We start from the raw sequence: 15,749 nt of genomic DNA, 5'->3' as shown, positions 1-15,749 counted from the left end.
CTTACTCTTTCCAGCCGGTGACGATGCCGTTCTCAAGAAAGATGCGGTTGCTGAAGCGGTTTTTCCCGGTTTGACCGTACTTCCAGGTCTCTTTAGTGACGGACTTCCTGACTTCATAATCTTTATCGGCTGGGGGGCCGCGGGACTCAAGCAACTGTTCCTCCGTCATTCCCTGCCAGACGACACGCGCCAGGATTCGGTCAGCGATCTCGGCGCCGTATTTTGCGACTAGCCGCTGTCGTTCGGCCGCACGTCGTTGCTCCTCTTCGCGGCGTCGAATGTTGTTGTAGACGGCGATCGCGCCGGCGATGGCGCCGACGATAAAAATGAGCACAAGCAGCGGATTTATGCCGCTCGTCGAGTCGGCAGATGGAGTTGATTTCGGCGCTGGTGAAGGACCGGAGCTCTTCGGTGCAACAGGCGGCGGAGCAACCGGGGGAAGAGTCTGCGCTTTGGGCGGTGACTGCGGCATCGGAGACGGAGAAGCCATCGGCGAGGGATCGGCATTCGCTGGGGAGGGCTCCGACAGAAGGGCGATCCGCTGTTTTGTCATGTCAACGATACAGGACCAAACGTTGTTGCCCGCGACCGCCGCGCACACATTATTCCTTTGCTGTATCCACGATCGTTGACTCTCGATAAGAGACTGACGATCAACGCCCTTCCTGAGCCGGAGAGCCTGCTGATACTGCTGGCCCATCCGCAGATCCCATTCCGAAAGTGCCGCGTCTCCGCAGATCGCCCGTTCGATCGACGCCGTTGCCATCCGGCAGTCATAGCTCGGCCCAGCTTGGGGGACTCTTGGACGGCCAGGCGCAAGCGCCGACGCATCGGGGACGTTGCTCCTGCCCTCCAGGCACTCAATCCGTTCATCGACATCTTGAATCGACACGCACCGGGCAACCCGACCGGCGTCTTGTCCGGCAGCTGCCCACACCAGGGCGAAATAGGCAATGATAGCCATACTGCCGCCGTGAACCGCGCTCTGCGGAAGTACGAATTTCCTAATATTCAAATCGGCAGCTGAAAACAGCAAGTTGGGCGACCTTTAATCCGGGAAGTCCTGGAAATCGCAAATGCGAAAATGCGATTTTGCGCAGCCAGGCCGCCACGTCAATCTTGGCGCGTAGGGAGGAGTGACCCTGATTTACCGCCAGACCTGACGTTTTGCGTCTACCAAAGGGGACCGCGCTGGCAAACGAGGCGCGGCGCCAAGGTATGCGGCCCCGCTAGATTTCGCCTGGTGTCGAACTACTTGCAGACGATTTCCAGCTCATCCGTATCTCGAATTGAGTCATCTCTGTCGCTCGTTTTACTACCAAGAAACTTCATGCTGACCCTTGGCGGCACCGCGAAGTCCACGTCGAGGTAGGGAGTTCCGAGACGCATTGTGCTTTGAATACGTTTTGCTGTAGCGGCGCTTGTTATTAGTGCAGAAACCAGCACGCCGTTGTTCGTCGCCTTTGATGCGACCATGTTGACTTTCTGAATGTCCGGATTGCCGGTTGACTTCAATCGTAGCTTGGCCTTGGGAGGCAAGCCCCAGGTTATTTTGAACGTCGTGACCTCATAACCCATCTGTTCGAGGATCGGCAGCGCATCGCTGACTTGCTGTGTAAACGTGTTGAACTCTCCCATAATCTTTCCAGTCGCGTCGGATAAATCGGGCAAAGAAAGGTTAGGCAGTGACGGCAGCGACACAGATGGTAGAGAAGGCATCATGTCCCGAGCTGACTTACTAAGTCCGTCTAGCCGACTCGGCTGCCCATCGTCCGCTTGCGCGGGCGACACGAAGGAAAGCAGAGCAATCAGCGCAACAATTCGCACGGGTTGTCTCCATTCGTTGGTCGAGGTTATCTCTTGCGACTAGCGCATTTGCCGTTGGGCAGACGGTAGCCTGCGCCCCCTCTTGATCCGCAACCACCACGCGGATGATGAACGTAAGTCGTCGGTGGCGCGCGGACTACCGACACCGTGCTATGCGGGAGCTTATGCGGAGAAGAGCGAGGCGACGAGGGCTGCACAAATCGATTAAAGCAAACGATTCGTTGGTCTTCCTCCCTTAAGTACCGACAGTCAGTAACGACAGTGGCAAGCGGTGGCTTCAGCTTGGGTTCTGGTGGAACGATCGAATCATAGCAATCGAGTCTCTCTTTTGTCATGTCCTCGATTGAAAGGCATGTTCGAAGCTTCTCTATGAGCGGGTCTGCGTGCGCGGTCGCAACATCCGTCGCTAGCGCAATAAGGATTACAAGTATGATTCTCATTAAATGGGCGCCCCAGCCGCCAAAGCCTAGGTAATAACAACCGGAAGCTGTGCGCAACGGCGCTTCGCTGACTTACGTCGAAAGACTAAGGCTGGGCATTGAAGCGCTTGACGCTTGTCGCGGCAATAATTCCACAGCCAGACAGCGCAGGTTCCCAATGTGCCCGTTTCTGGTGTAGGCTTTCTGCTGGGGAAGCAGGAGCAAGCGAGGGGACAGTCGACTGACTGGCATCACAAACCGTGAGTTTGTTTAGCAAGTGGACACGACCGGTCCGGTTACCGGTGCTCCCTGAGCGCCGTCAGATCTTCGGAAAGAACGCAGTCACTCAAAAAGCCTTCCACGGCGCCGTCGTGCAGTCCCAGTTTTTCGACGTCCAGCTTCCCGGGCACGATCAGATCACAACGCGGCTGGCCCCTCCGTTCGACGCATTCCTGATCCAGTTTCCGAAGGTCCACCGCGCCGAAAGTCCCCTGCCCGTTCTGACCTGCGCCGATCCTGACGACTACAAGGAATCGTCGGAGCCCCTTGAACTCGTCTGGGACCGGCTTGCGGCTCGAGATACTTGGGTCGACGGTCCCGAGAAGGTTCTCGAGTCTTGGAGAGACCGCTTTGTTTTTGCCGTCGAGGATTTGGACGACGGTCATGCCGGCCAGCGCATGCAGCAGATCGGCGCCCTGCACGCCATCGCCGCCCATTTCTCGGTGGGTAGGCAGCTGCTTGACCGAGTGCCTCCGGCGAGGAGTGCATCATGTCTTGCGTGAGGGATAGTGACCCGCAGGGCGGAGACGGCCCAGCGGCTTCGGGCAAAGCCTAAAGCCCGGCCAACGGCCACGCCCATCATTAGTTACCAGGCGTCCACAATGGTGTTCGGACCGGCTTGGGGGGTGGCGCGATCGGTAGTGGTTGCAGCTTTTGAACTGGCCTCGGCTTCGGCACGGGCGGTGGCGGTGTAACAATCGTCGGCTGCGCAATGGTTGCGGTGACCTCCCGCGGCACCGACTTCCGCAATCGAATCTCTATGCGGCGTCGCTGCGGATCGTCCCGTGACGCCCCCTCGATCGCTAGCGTTTCGTCCGTGTTTACAAGCTGCGCTCCGGATAACGGTAGGAGCTTGTATGGCGCCAACAACTGACTCTTCCGGAGCACGCTCACGACAGAAACGGCCCGCGCCAGTCCAAGCCCCGCATTGTCGGCAGGAATCAAGGTTGCAATGTTCGAGGTGCCCTTGAGGACCGAAGGGAGATCGCGGTCCAAGTTTGTTGGCCGAATACCTAACGGCTGCTCGTCGGTATGGCCGACAACCTCGATAACATCGACGTCATATTTCTTGATGTAGGCAAGAATCTCTTCAGGCGTTTTGCCCACCAGCGCATCCATCAGTTTCTGCGAGAGTTCAGCGCTTCCGCTCTTGAACGAATAGCCCGCAGCATCGCTCAAGGTAATGATCGGCGGCCATTGGTGCCCGCTGGGACCTGCACCTGTAGTTCCGCGCTCAATTGCCTCCAGGATCGCCAATGTCGATACCGACGGCTGTCCCGGCCTCGCCAGCGCGCGGTTGATCGCACCGATTGTGTCCGCATTGCGGATAGCCTTGTCGACGTCAAGACCGCTCGACCGCAGCTTTTCGAGATCAGCAATGCGGTCACGAATCTCCTTGATCGAGATCCCGCTCTTTTCAAGGTCGGCCATTGCCGTGCGGCTATCGACCAGCTCCCGCCAATATTTGTCGATCTCCTGAGGATCAGTCAGGCCAGAAAGGCTCTCCAGCTTCTCGGCAACTGCGGTGTTCTGGCGCAGAGCCGCCACGACATCACGGTCGCGCTTATTCTGCTCCTCCTGCTGAAACAGCTTCTGCTCGGCAGCAAGTCGCCTCGATTGTTCCGACCTTAAGAAAGTTGCCATAGCGATGAGCAGGCAAAATACCAACAAGAGCATGATTTCAGCCATCGTGAGACCAAGAACGAGGCCTTGCCGGTACGATGAGCGCTGCTGAATTATTTCACCATCCATAGCCATACTCGTCCTTGAGAGAGCTACAAGGCTGCATCATCTCGTCCGCAATGCTTCGTCAGCGGCCCGTGCAGCTTCAGCGGTTCGAATCTCTTGCATGAGCCTAGCAACTGCCGCACCAACGGCTTGAGTTTGCTGTAGGTTCGCCTCGATCGTTTCCGCCTGGACCTCGGCACTTTTGCTGAATGAGTTGATGGCGCGTGTGAGAGCCGAAATCACCGGCGACAGCTTGATTTCAATGAGCTGATCGGGCGTCTGCAGTGACGAAAGCTTGGTTGCGAGGCCATCAATCGCCTTTGAGATGGTTGCGGTGCTGCGCGATAGTTGATCGCCTTCACGGACCAACCGCGCAGACACCGCGTCCAGCGTCTCGACAACTCTCCCGCTGAGGTCATCGAGTGTTTCCCCGGATTTCTTGGACGCTTCCTCCAGGGGCCGACCTGCCGTTTGAGCGAAGGCTTTTATGTCGTTCGCGAGCTTGTCGCTCGCGCTGCCGAGTGTTTCATTTATCTCGTCGAGGGCATCCGTGATCGATTGTTGCGTCATGCGCCGGAAGTAGCCGAACTCCAATACGGTGCTCTCTAGCTCACGCTTCACCCGTCTTGAGGCCTCAGCCAACTCCAACCGGGCTGTTGCCTCGACCTCAACCGGATCGCGTCGCATTTGATTGAACAAGATACGGAGCGAAATGCCCGCGATGGTCGACGCAATGGCAACTCCAAAATTCTGGACGATCTGTTCGGCCGCACCGTCCTCCGACTTAAACTGATACAGCGAGACCGCGAGGCTCGTCAGCGTGAACAGAAAGCCCATGTAGTAGAGGTTGTCGCCTGATTGGTCGTCCCGCAGGCGAAACAGACGCGCGACACCCAACAGAAGCGCGTAGCCGACCATGATCAGCACTGGAACGGAAGTGACGTAGAACGCCGGAAACTCGTGAAGTTTAGAAAAGACAATGTAACCGCTGCCCATGATAACGACAGCGAAGAACAGCAGCCCACTGAGGAGGCCTGGCGGAAAACGGCGCATGGTGTCCTTGATCGTCACGCCTAGGTCCCCTGCAACCGTTTGACCGCCGTTGTTGAAGCGCCATTATCCTTCATCCATTGGATCCAGAACTCGCCATGCTTGATGTCGTTGAGCAACGGCTGGCCCTTAGGCTGCCTCGTCACATAGCGAATGACGACTGTAGCGCCGTGTAAGTCAGTGCGAAACTTCAAATAGGCAGGGGATTGCTTGTAGCGCTGGAAAGAGAGATCGCCAGCGGTGGGATACTGACTGTAATCTCGCGTGTACTCGATCATGTCGGAGATCACGATCAGCGTCTTCTTCGCGTTCTGGTTAGCCGCGCTTGAAAACTGGTCGATGGCGATATCTTGAATCGCGGCCATGAGCGGCGAATTTGCCGCCTTGGCCGAAGCCATGCTGTTCTTCACCGCGTCTGAAGCTGGCTTACGAAAATTCTCGATCCAGCGAAGGCGGGCAATTCGAGGATTATCTGTCCATTCGTTCAAACCGGCCCCATCGCCCGGATTGCACTTCGAGAACAGAGACCGACTGCGGGCGCCCGCAATATCCAGCACTCGAATATCGAGCTTATAGAACGGCGGTAGAGTGGCGATTAGATCATCGAGAATGACGAGGACTTCCCGCCGCGTCGTCTCCGGCAAATCATCCGAGGTATCGACCAACACCACATTGATGCCCTGGGGTCCATCAACGGGGCACAGGCTTTGGGCATCAAGCACCGGACGCTTGGGCGTTGACAGAAGGACATAGGCCAGGGCCCCGCCAGCCGCGAGGGCCAGTATCAGAAGCAGAATGCCGCCCACGCCCGACCAGCCGATACCGGGTGCGCTACGCTGTCTTGGACGTCTTCTAGCCACTCTTCTTCTCCGGCAGAAGTTCGTCGATTTCGCGGTAGGTCTTCACGGCGCTGTCGAAGGCGTCATGAATGGCGGTAATTTGTTGCTTCAATAACTCTTGCGTCTCGGCAATCATCTGGCGCAGATGCTCCCGGGCGCTCGAATCCGGTTCCCCTCCCGCGTAGATGATCCGCTCCATCGCGTAGGCGCGCGAGAAGGTACTCGGCGCAGGCGTTGTGCGGGCTCGGCGGTTTGCCTCGCGATAGATCTCAAGCAAGGCGCGACCGGCTTGCTCAATTTGGTTCTGATGTTGGGTAAAGCGCTGTGCGAGCCGCCCCCGCCCCTGCAGCAACGAGTCGTATTCGCTGCGCCGAACGGAAAGATCACTGGCTGCACCGTTCATGGCGTCGGTGGAGTCCTGACGGATATCGCGTAAGCGCTCGATCAGGTCACTCCTGGCCTGTGCAAACTGGTTGCTGGCCTCCAGCCAGCGGCGCTCCAGGCCAGCATAGCCAATGTAGGGGTCGAAGAACATCAATCCGTCGGCCATCGCGACCAGGGAGAAAATCAGGCCAATGCTGAAGAACACCCAAGAATTGATATCCATCAGCATGTACGGCGCGGTGAGTAGCCGGTGCAGGACTTCCTGGCCGACGTCGCCACTGATGGTCGGGGGTATTTCGCGAAGATGCGCAAGGATCAAATTGAGCACGGCCGCAAAGGCAATGTAGGCCAGGAACGAGAGAACGCCGACGAACTTCAGGAAGTAGTTTCGACGATTGATCAGGCGTATAAGCACCATGCCCCAAAGAAAACTAGCCAGGATGTTTAACGCCGCGAAAGTGACGGCCTGCGTCACGCCGCCGAGCCAACCGCCGATATTGGCATTGGCGAGAAAGCTGCCGTTGATCACGACCTCGATGACGAACAGAATTGCGAGAATGCCAATCTTGAGAATGATCTTCCCGAGGCTAGCAAGCCTGGCTGGCCTTTCAATCCGATGGCGGCTCCGGAAGCTTTCGCGTTCGAGTTCGGACTCATTGAGCCGCCGGCGTAGGGCGAACAGTTCGTCCCGACCGATGGTGGCCTCCGCTCGAAAGTCCCCTACCGCCTCGGGCGCGGCCTGCTGAATGGTAGCAAACCGCTCTTCGAAACTAAGCGCGGTCACCCGTTCATCGTAAGTGTGGAGGTGGTCAAGATAGATAGTGTGGGAGTCCTGCTTATGAGCCTCAATCCGTTCAATGATCTGATGTTCGACATCGTCCAGTGTTTGCGCATCGGACGAAGGGTGGTTCTGGGCACCCCGTTCTCTTCCTCGCTCGAGCAATCGCAGTTCGTCCGCCATGCGATCGACGCTGAGATCGAGAAAGATATTAGTGGCTGGACGGTAGTGATGAACCGGTTGGCTGAGGAGGCCAAGAATGCGCGCGAGGGGTGATTGGCGGGTGCCGCTTAAACTCATGACGGTGTCAGCCTGGCGCTAGAGCTTAGATTTTCGGCAGCCGGCGGCTTCAGCATCCGCCACCGAGCAGAACCAACGGCGAGATGAGTTTCGATCCATCGACAGCCGATCGTAGAACCTCCCTCCAGGCACGTGATAGATACATTGATGGGCGCTCTTGAGATTGCCCTTGATGACACAGTTCGGCGAAGGCGGCTCGGCGACGGCAGCCGGCGCCATCAGCATTCGCTGCGCTTGGACGGGCACGGCGACTGAGCCGAGGATTACGGTACTATTGCTTCGGTGACGCCACTCCCAGGGAGCGACAAAAGCGCCGCTCCAAAGGCCGCGCTTTTGCTCGCGGGCAAACGCCTCGTCCGCAACATAGGCCATCGAGTATTTGCGAAACGCGAGGGCCCAACCGTTTCTAACCAGCCAGCGTGAGACGTCCTCGCTAGCGACCGTACAAGATCCAAGGTGCCGTCTATAGACGTCTTGCCCGGTCAGCTCGCACGTCCAGGATTGTTCGCGCACATAGGCTTTCAACTTTTCTCTAGCCTCAATGCCGCAATCCCAAGCTTTGCCGGAAGAATCCAGGCAAATCTGATCCGTCTCCGGCGCATCGATTCCACTCAGGCGAATCTTGATATTTCCCTCGTACACGGTGTCCGCATCGACGATCACCGGCACGCCTTTGACCTCGCCGGCGATAGCGGGAGAGAGGGCAAAAACGCAGGACAAGATAACGACAGCAACGCGCATTGCTGCACCGCCCTCAAATCTGAAGGAAAGTCGATAGTTAACAATCTATTACACTTTTCTGGCGAGTCCTAGGAAGGCGGCATCCATCAGGTGCACCGACCTGCGTCATAGTTAATTCTGCTACTTGCCGGAGAGAAAAGGCCCTCCCGTAGGAGAGCCTCAGCATTTCGCAAACAGTATGAAGGCAGCGGCAAAGCGCTCCCGGAATCCGGCATCGCCCGGCATCGCAATCACCGCTTCAGTGACGAGCTGGGCTTCAGCCAGCGCCTCAACGGCCCGAACGAATTCATCCTTGCGCCAGTTTGGCCAAGAAGCCTTGTCGATAAGGTCGCGAAACGCGTCCACGAGGCTAGCCGCTTCGGCTACCGACCGGTCATCTAGTCAGGCTAATGTTCGGCCTGGGGTTTCGGTTCGCGCAGCACGATCTTGCCCGACACCGCGATGCCGGGCGCGATCACGATGTTGTAGCCTTTGCCGTCATCGTTTGGCCACGCGACCCAAACACCTGCTCTCCGGGCTGATCAAGTGCCGCTGCTGCGGGTCGGGATATGTGGTCGGCGGCAGTGACAAGCGCGGCTCAATCCTGTTCTGCTCGCGCATGAAGGAAACCGGCTTTTGCGACAGCCGGCGTTCGGTCCCGCGTGAGTCAATCGAGACCCTTGTCCTGAAAGGCATCGAGGAGAAGCTGGCCACGCCCGAGCTGATCGCCGAGTACGTCCGGGAGTATCAGCGGATGTCGCGTGAGCTGAACAGCTCGACCGCGCACCGCCGCCGTGACCTGGAAAAGCGGCTGGGCAACATCAACGGTGCGATCTCAAAAGCGGTGGATGCACTGCTGGGTGAAGCTCCGAGCCGCGCCCTCCGCGATCGTCTGACGGCTCTCGAAGCGCAACGGGACGAGATCGAGGCGGCTATCGCCGAAGTCGTACCGCCTGCCGTGGAATTTCACCCCAATGCCGTGAACGCCTACCGCGATCAGATACGGAACCCTGAAGAAGGCGCTGGCGGAGTCAGATGAGGACAGCCGCTTGGCCGCCCACGACGCAGTTCGGGAGATTGTGAGAAAGTCGTCCTTCATCCACAGGGCCGGTACAAGCCTGTGCGGATCGACATTTATGGCCAACTCGCCGCCCTGCTCAGGATGTCCGGGAGGGCGGCCGCCCCCCTAGAGTCTAGGGGAGTGTTGGTTGCGGGGACAGGATTTGAACCTATGACCTTCAGGTTATGAGCCTGACCATCATCGCAACGCTGTCCTGCCTTGATCAGCTTCCGTTAGATTCCTTTAGCTGAGGCCGCTTCAAAGCCCGCAACGCACGTGGCCAAGTGGATCTGCCACTCGCGCCGCCGCAATTCCCTCTTTTGCCCGATCGAACATCGGACCGAACGCGAACTGATAAGCTTTTCTCAAAACCTTATCAGTTGGCGCTGCCCGGACAGCCAATCAACATGCCTGGCACATGATCATGCGACGAGAGAACGAGGTCTACCGCGACATCAGATCGTGGAAGATCTATTGATGACTGCAACTTTTGCGATAGTATCAAGCGAAGGCAAAGCCTCGGTTCTTTCAGGTAAGGTTCTCTTATCGTTTTTCCAATGCGCATTCGGCCAGCGTTAATTTCGACAGCACAGTCTGTCGTTGACGACGTATGCCAAAAGCAGCTCGGGAGCATGACGCGCCCGCCGCGCCTTGAAATCGATTTCGTGGCTTCATTGATCGAGAACGGCGCCGATAGAATTACTAGGGCTTGGCAGCCGATCCTTGGTCAAAATATCAAAGTCTGTATCGCCGGAGTCTTTTGCCACCAATCGCCTATGGTGCGCGTCGCAGACCCACCGCCGTACCCCGTGCCTACGACAAGGTGCGAGTTAGCCGATCTCCTGATCCTACATTCGCACATCAATGCCGAGTCGAAGGAATATTGGCGAGCAGTTCTAATGCAAACGAAAGTCGTTGGCCGGTCCAATGCCTCCACGCCGGATGAGCCGCAATTCTGGCTTTACGAGCGATGGCCTCGATTTTCGGTAGTGTCTCCCGGTTTCGATCCAAAGGTTCGTGATTTCTCCCTCGATAATCGCTCCGGACGATACGGAATTTTGTCGGATGGGGGATGGTTCGTTTCCGGCCCCGTCAATCCTCTTCGTGCCTCGGCCCCAGGCGTGTTGAGCCTAGCGAACTTTCTCGTCGAAATGCTCTACGATATGGATCCTTCCCAACCCGGACGGGTTTCTGAATCCGGCCGCCAGGTCTATAGAGTGTCCAAATATGACTGGTCCCCAACGATCCGAGACCTGTTGAGACTGACCGCCGCGAGAGCGCTAAGACACAGAGGCAAGCGGCGCGGGCTTTATGTGGGCGACATGTCCCGCATGGGCGGCGAGGTCTTGCAACTATTTATGGGTCCAACTGATTTTATGTCTCCGCCAGACTTGCGAACCGTCGCGGCGCTCGACGACGGCGGCATAAACGTCCTCTTGATTCAAACAAGTCAAAAGGAATAAGCGGCCGTTCATACGGCGCCGCGCACATACTCACGTCGAGCCGAAACGAACACTCCAACTGAAAAGTGATCAAGAAATTCTAAAAACCTTATCAGTTGCGATAGTGCGATATTTCCGTTGATCTTCGGCTCTGCCGCTCTAGAATCGAACAACAACGATTGCTGAGCAACATGTCGGGCAAGCAGGCCAAAATACTTTCGGCCGACCACATCGACGATCTCTTGTTTTTCGCCGAGCAGACGCGACACCCTCTTCGTAATCGGGTCATTGTGCTGCTCTCTGTCAAGGCAGGCCTGCGCGCTGCTGAAATCGCCAAACTGACGTGGGACATGGTCCTAACGCCCACGGGCGAGATCGGCCAAAGTATTGAGGTCCGCGACGGTATCGCCAAGAAGCGAAGCGGCCGACTTATTCCCATTCATGCCCATTTGCGCCTAGCTCTGGGCGATCTGCTTGCATCAGGCTATAGCGAAGGACCCATCATTCGATCAGAACGTGGCGGCGCAATGAGCCCAGAGAGCATTGTTATTTGGTTTTACCGGAAGTTCGGGGCCTTAGGCTTCGACGGCTGCTCATCACATTCCGGCCGCCGCACTTTTATCACGAGAGCAGCCCGCTCGGTTCATAGTGCGGGCGGCTCATTGCGAGATGTACAGCTTCTAGCCGGCCATCGCTCGATTCAGACCACACAACGCTACATCGACGGCGATAGTGATGCGCAACGGAGGCTGATATCGCTCATCTAGCTACTGGGCTAAATGCTGTTCCCCTGAGCGACAGCGTTCTGCGCGATAAGCTCAAGCGACCGATTCAGATCGTCAATCGAGTATGCGAGCTCGCTGGTTCGATAAACTTGATAGACGACATCAAGGCGGATCTCGACGCCCACAATATCCAACAGGCCATCGAACAGCGAAACACCCCACGGTTGTTTGACTGGCTAGTCACGAACTTCAGCTACCAAGGGGTCTCTGACGCCGTCGCGAGATCGTACCTCGACAAGCACGGAAACGCGAGCTGGTCAGCGATACAAGGAGCGCTCCAACAGAACGTTCCCTGCCCCCGCTTGCGAAGTTATCGCAGTTTTCATGGGTGTCGATACGACAAAACGAGCTCGACATGCTCTGAGCCGGAACACATTGAACTGTGTTCGTTACCAAAGCATAAGCTGCGCAACGGGCGCCTTAATCAAACCGCATATAGCTTCTTCCTCTTTGTCCGCGACATTGCAAACAATGATCTCGTCGGCTGGATCGATAAGCAGCTAGCGAGTAGCACCTCTTTCCCGCAAGGGTTCGATAGAGATCCGCTTATCGCGCCGCTTCGCCACGTCTACGGCATATCGGACAAGATACTGGCGATGACTCTATCGTCGGTCTTGCTGGGTGCCTCAAGCGACCGTCCCCGTTGGTTTCAAGCCGGCGTCGACATGATCGCTATAGACACTCTTGTTCACAATTTTATGCATCGAACCGGAATTCTTGCCGAGAGTGGGCGGCCGCATACCTACGGGGTCGAATGCTATCGAGAGGGCGGTTGCGCTGAACTTGTCAGATGCGTCGCCGGCAACATCAACGCTCAACAGTTCAATTCGTCTTTTCCGATGATCTTTCCGCGCTTTATACAGCATGCGATCTGGCGGTTTTGCTCTGCCGGTGGCCTAAATATTTGTAACGGCAATCGAATTGACGACCGAGCCGAATGCGATTTTCGCTATTGTCATTTGTTCTCTTTATGTTCTCATTTGAGGCTAAAACATGCTTCAAAACAGCCACTTAGACCGCTTGACGACGCCAATACTCGTGCTAAGCTTCAGAAGTAGACACGAATACATCGTGTCTACGATATAATACCTGGAGATACTTCTATGATAAAATATAGGTCGCGCGAGCGACGGCAAGAATACATTGGAAAACTAACAGTCGCAGAGCAAGGGGCCCCATCGGGCCCCTTCTGCTTTTGAGGGAGGCGAGCATGACAAAGGCAATCGACGCGACACCGCTTTTCGTCTTTGGGCTTGATGAAAGTGGAAAGCCTCGGGGGGCAAGATTCTCCGAGCTGCGCGATGAAATCGTTCGTGCTGCGCTCGACATGAATTGCTGGGTCCTCCATCCAGCCCCAGACGACTTCGTACCGCACGGTATGAAGCTGCCGGTCGGCCGACTTTATGCTAGCGGCCGCACCTTCATCCCGAATATTCGAAAAGCGCTCTACGACAAGCTTCTTTTGACGAAAGGCGAGAATGCCCGGCGCCTCGAAAAGGAGAATTCGACGGAATCGCCTGCGTCTACCGGAACGACCCCTAGCGTACCATGCGTCTCCCCCATCACTGCGGGACTACCTAGAAGCTGGGACGAGATCGGTGTCGGCCATATGGTTCTCATCCACGAGAGCGCCGAAGACGGCTGGTGGGAGACTGTCGTCGAGAACCGAGACGGCGAAATCCTCACCTTGAGATACCGTGATTTCCCGAAGGCGCCCCGAGCAACCCGACACATTCATGCTGTCGCCCTGGTCAATCCCGGTCCAGCTACAGCCTCGTAAGACAGCCTCGTCGAGTTCGGCCGACCGCCCGGACTCGACGCTCTTCGAGCCACCCTTTCCAAAATCCTCAAATCACACTTTGGAGTTCAACCATGTCAGACAATGACAGGGAACGCATTCGTGCGCTCAATGATGACCTTCGACAGAACCTCCTAGGCGGCGGCGCCGTGATAACACCAGGCATTGCCGCGATGGGTTCGGCTGCAGTGCAACGCCTCGTGAAAACACTCGCAGTATTTGACGACTTTTGTAACGCGAATGATCCACACGAAGAGCATGATTTCGGCGCCTTTGAATTTGAAGGCGTTCGGGTCTTTTTCAAAATCGATTATTACGACAAGACGCTCACCTATCACTCACCAAACCCGGCGGATCCAGCAGTAACGGAGCGGGTGATGACATTGATGTTGGCGGACGAATACTAGCCGAGCTGCTAATCCGACAGTAGCTTTACCAGCGGCACCGAAAGGGCGTCGGCAATCCTGGCCATTGCTAGAAGACTGGGATTTCGTCGCCCCCTTTCTATCCCACCGATGTAGGTGAGATCGAGGTCCGACTCAAATGCTAGCTTTTCTTGGGTCATTAGCCGCTGTTGCCGGAGACGGCGGACGTTCCTCCCAACAATGACGCGCCAATCCTGCATTTGCAGGATGGAACACAACCGGGCATATAGTCTCTAGGGATTATAGTCCATATGACGGGCATTTTGTCTTTTCCCAACAGAGTTGCAGCGAAGATCGGGAGATTTACATGCGCGCAATCGTTTTGATACTTGTCCAATTGCTTTTCGCGACTGCAGCAACATCAGAGACTGTTCGAATGAAATGGTCTCCGTCCAACGGGTCGGCGCCTTGGGTACCGGGCAACGACTATATCGATGGCTGGACCGAGAACTTTATGAATGGCACTGTCGAAGAGCGGGGCAGAGTCCAGCAAGATGGCGAATTATCGGCCCAGCTGATGCTGCCGAAGAGTGGCAAAATTCCTGCCCCATTTATCGTCATGCTTCATGGCTGCAGTGGCATGAATGCGGCGGTCAAAGCCTGGGTCCAGGACTACGGAACCAGATTGTCAGCAGCAGGCTACGGCGTCTTAGCGCTCGATAGCTTTTCGACACGTGGTTTAGGACCAGATGGCATTTGCAGTGACCCCAGCCAACTTGGATGGGCTCGTCGGCGTGCCGATGACGCTTACGTGGCCTTAGATTACCTGATCACCAAGGGATTGGCCAAGCAGCAGCAAGTCTACGTTCTTGGACGCAGCAACGGCGCCACGACGACGCTGATTATCATGAACGAGATAATTGGGCGATTGCACGAGAACAAATTCGCTAGTGGATTTGCGATGCAGCCATCGTGCCTGTACATGAAGAGCGTCCGATTCTACGCACCTGTCTACCTCCACCTGGCTGAGAAAGATGAGGCAGCCAGCCCTAAGCTATGCCTTGAAGCTGTTTTGACAGCTCGCAAAGTACCGGCGAGGGCCACAGTCTGGAAGGATGCCTACCACGCCTACGAGGACAGGGTCCCAGCCCATCTCTTTCACGGTTACCACATAGGCTACAACCGGGCGGCCGCGGAAGGCACCCTTAAATCGGTCCTTCTCGTCCTTGCGGGCGGGACGATCAATTAGCACCGCGTCGCAATTCAAAGGCTAATTTCTTGCCGTAACAGTCAGAGGCAAGAAGAATGTATCTGGACGATTGTACCCTGACGGGCTGCCCGCGGCAGTTTCCCGCGGATGACTGGCGGAGCATACAACAAGCTATACAGATCCGGCGTTCTATGAGGGCTCGTCGAGCCGGACCTTTGTACAGTTATTTGACGGTACTTTACTCCCTTTATCGAAGATGGCGGGTATTCGGGAAATCAAAGAAGCTGACGCGCCGCCTGTCGCGGAAGTTTGGGATCGAAGGACGAAATGCGCATCGTGCCGCATGGGTCTTGGTGCAATCAACCCATCCAGACGCGGGGCGAAAGCAATATAGTCGCTGGGTTAGGGTATTGGAATTTGCCTACCATTCGGACGTTCCAACGAAAACGTTCGTCAGCTTCCTCAAAGATCGCGCTGGCGTAAGTGGTTGCGCCAAGGATGCTGCGTATAATCGCAGACGATCTGTTTCCCACCGACAATACGTGAGCGATTTTGAGCCTCCTGGCGGCCCTACAAAGCCGCCGAACGCTCCACCCCTCCGTGTCAATGATGCGCCCCGTTGCACAAATCGGAGGATGGCCCGAAAGCCGATTGTAGTTAGAACGCGCCGTCTCTTAGTAGGGCACGAGCCGGATAGTCGCCAAGCTGCTCGATACTTTCACGCTCAGAAGGGTGCGCCACGCGCCCACCCTTCGCAGCAAAAAA

18 protein-coding genes and 1 tRNA gene are annotated in these 15,749 nt (G+C 56.5%); 8 read left to right on the top strand and 11 right to left on the bottom strand.

All coding sequences use genetic code 11. The annotated features are described in order from the left end of the window. Position 1: 1 nt before the first annotated feature. From CIT39_RS09180 to CIT39_RS09150, 7 genes are all read right to left on the bottom strand, one after another. A complete protein-coding gene (locus CIT39_RS09180) occupies positions 2-1,036 on the bottom strand; it encodes a lysozyme inhibitor LprI family protein (RefSeq protein WP_094975627.1) in 1,035 nt (344 codons plus the stop codon). A 215-nt stretch (positions 1,037-1,251) separates the two neighbouring features. Next, positions 1,252-1,827, bottom strand: a complete 576-nt coding sequence (locus CIT39_RS09175) for a hypothetical protein (protein ID WP_148667299.1) — start codon at positions 1,825-1,827, stop codon at positions 1,252-1,254. 715 nt (positions 1,828-2,542) lie between these two features. After that, positions 2,543-2,962, bottom strand: a complete 420-nt coding sequence (locus tag CIT39_RS09170) for a hypothetical protein (protein WP_148667298.1) — start codon at positions 2,960-2,962, stop codon at positions 2,543-2,545. A 145-nt stretch (positions 2,963-3,107) separates the two neighbouring features. Continuing rightward, positions 3,108-4,214 (bottom strand): hypothetical protein, encoded by a 1,107-nt coding sequence (locus CIT39_RS09165; protein WP_162308424.1) that lies wholly within the window; start codon positions 4,212-4,214, stop codon positions 3,108-3,110. 99 nt (positions 4,215-4,313) lie between these two features. Beyond that, complete coding sequence (locus tag CIT39_RS09160) at positions 4,314-5,324, bottom strand: hypothetical protein (protein ID WP_094975631.1); 1,011 nt, start codon at positions 5,322-5,324, stop codon at positions 4,314-4,316. Positions 5,325-5,326: 2 nt separating this feature from the next. Beyond that, the gene (locus CIT39_RS09155) at positions 5,327-6,109 is read right to left on the bottom strand and encodes a hypothetical protein (RefSeq protein ID WP_094975632.1); all 783 of its coding nucleotides are present in this window, start codon (positions 6,107-6,109) and stop codon (positions 5,327-5,329) included. A 46-nt stretch (positions 6,110-6,155) separates the two neighbouring features. Further along, on the bottom strand, positions 6,156-7,310 hold the full coding sequence (locus CIT39_RS09150; protein ID WP_094975633.1) for a hypothetical protein: 1,155 nt from the start codon (positions 7,308-7,310) through the stop codon (positions 6,156-6,158). A gap of 54 nt (positions 7,311-7,364) precedes the next feature. On the opposite strand from CIT39_RS09150, the gene CIT39_RS09145 reads away from it, so the two are divergent. Continuing rightward, a complete protein-coding gene (locus CIT39_RS09145) occupies positions 7,365-7,580 on the top strand; it encodes a hypothetical protein (RefSeq protein WP_148667297.1) in 216 nt (71 codons plus the stop codon). A 42-nt stretch (positions 7,581-7,622) separates the two neighbouring features. On the opposite strand, the gene CIT39_RS09140 is transcribed toward CIT39_RS09145, so the two are convergent. After that, the gene (locus CIT39_RS09140; protein ID WP_094975635.1) at positions 7,623-8,345 is read right to left on the bottom strand and encodes a thermonuclease family protein; all 723 of its coding nucleotides are present in this window, start codon (positions 8,343-8,345) and stop codon (positions 7,623-7,625) included. A gap of 159 nt (positions 8,346-8,504) precedes the next feature. Continuing rightward, positions 8,505-8,690: a hypothetical protein gene (locus CIT39_RS09135; protein ID WP_094975636.1), complete on the bottom strand. Its 186-nt coding sequence runs from the start codon at positions 8,688-8,690 to the stop codon at positions 8,505-8,507. 139 nt (positions 8,691-8,829) lie between these two features. On the opposite strand from CIT39_RS09135, the gene CIT39_RS09130 reads away from it, so the two are divergent. After that, positions 8,830-9,363 carry a recombinase zinc beta ribbon domain-containing protein gene (locus CIT39_RS09130; RefSeq protein ID WP_244607549.1) on the top strand — a complete coding sequence of 178 codons (534 nt, stop codon included), beginning with the start codon at positions 8,830-8,832 and terminating at the stop codon, positions 9,361-9,363. A gap of 166 nt (positions 9,364-9,529) precedes the next feature. Here the strand turns inward: CIT39_RS09130 and CIT39_RS09125 are convergent. Continuing rightward, positions 9,530-9,654, bottom strand: a tRNA-OTHER gene (locus CIT39_RS09125). A gap of 362 nt (positions 9,655-10,016) precedes the next feature. Between CIT39_RS09125 and CIT39_RS09120 the strand changes: the two genes are divergently transcribed. The 5 genes from CIT39_RS09120 to CIT39_RS09100 all read left to right on the top strand — a co-directional run bounded on the left by CIT39_RS09120 (position 10,017) and on the right by CIT39_RS09100 (position 13,816). Continuing rightward, positions 10,017-10,847 (top strand): hypothetical protein, encoded by an 831-nt coding sequence (locus CIT39_RS09120; RefSeq protein ID WP_148667296.1) that lies wholly within the window; start codon positions 10,017-10,019, stop codon positions 10,845-10,847. 170 nt (positions 10,848-11,017) lie between these two features. Further along, complete coding sequence (locus CIT39_RS09115; RefSeq protein WP_094975638.1) at positions 11,018-11,593, top strand: tyrosine-type recombinase/integrase; 576 nt, start codon at positions 11,018-11,020, stop codon at positions 11,591-11,593. Between the two features lie 107 nt (positions 11,594-11,700). Continuing rightward, a complete protein-coding gene (locus tag CIT39_RS09110; RefSeq protein WP_181955143.1) occupies positions 11,701-12,669 on the top strand; it encodes a hypothetical protein in 969 nt (322 codons plus the stop codon). A gap of 152 nt (positions 12,670-12,821) precedes the next feature. Then, entirely contained in the window at positions 12,822-13,391 is a 570-nt protein-coding gene (locus tag CIT39_RS09105; RefSeq protein ID WP_109853893.1) for a hypothetical protein, read from the top strand. Between the two features lie 92 nt (positions 13,392-13,483). Then, positions 13,484-13,816, top strand: a complete 333-nt coding sequence (locus tag CIT39_RS09100; protein ID WP_094975640.1) for a DUF3768 domain-containing protein — start codon at positions 13,484-13,486, stop codon at positions 13,814-13,816. An 8-nt stretch (positions 13,817-13,824) separates the two neighbouring features. Here the strand turns inward: CIT39_RS09100 and CIT39_RS09095 are convergent, their stop codons facing one another. Beyond that, positions 13,825-13,974: a helix-turn-helix domain-containing protein gene (locus CIT39_RS09095; protein ID WP_244607548.1), complete on the bottom strand. Its 150-nt coding sequence runs from the start codon at positions 13,972-13,974 to the stop codon at positions 13,825-13,827. Between the two features lie 167 nt (positions 13,975-14,141). Here CIT39_RS09095 and CIT39_RS09090 point away from each other — a divergent pair, with 167 nt between their 5' ends. Next, a complete protein-coding gene (locus CIT39_RS09090; protein ID WP_094975642.1) occupies positions 14,142-15,023 on the top strand; it encodes a dienelactone hydrolase family protein in 882 nt (293 codons plus the stop codon). The last annotated feature ends 726 nt before the right edge of the window (positions 15,024-15,749 follow it).

Origin of the sequence: Bradyrhizobium symbiodeficiens, assembly GCF_002266465.3 — a bacterium.
GTDB classification, from domain to species: Bacteria; Pseudomonadota; Alphaproteobacteria; order Rhizobiales; family Xanthobacteraceae; genus Bradyrhizobium; species Bradyrhizobium symbiodeficiens.
The sequence above is the reverse complement of the archived record's forward strand: the minus strand, read 5'-3'. Positions and strand labels throughout refer to the sequence as shown.